The organism is Arthrobacter humicola, assembly GCF_022803015.1.
Lineage (GTDB): Bacteria > Actinomycetota > Actinomycetes > Actinomycetales > Micrococcaceae > Arthrobacter > Arthrobacter humicola_A.
Map to the genome: position 1 here is coordinate 1 of NZ_JAFKON010000080.1, position 228 is coordinate 228.

Sequence of the window (228 nt, forward strand, 5' to 3'; positions counted from 1 at the left end):
ACGAGCCGTTCGGCCAGCGGCTGCCGAACGTGGAGGCCGCGGACGGCGGCGAACCGGATGAACCGGGCGGTGCCCAGCGCGGCGAGCCGCTTCGGGTCGGTGAATTCAGCAGCGATGAGCCTTCCCACTTTGGTGCCGAGCACGTCCGGCAGGACCAGCGTCAGCCCGGGGAAGGCCCGGTCCAGCTGGCCCAGCAGCTGGTTCTTCGTCGCGGTCCGCGCCTGGACC

Annotated in this window: 1 protein-coding gene; it reads right to left on the minus strand. The window is 71.9% G+C overall.

Annotated features, from left to right (window positions below):
• The coding region (locus ARTB_RS21515; protein ID WP_243182291.1) for a hypothetical protein at window positions 1-228 on the minus strand (228 nt) is incomplete at both ends.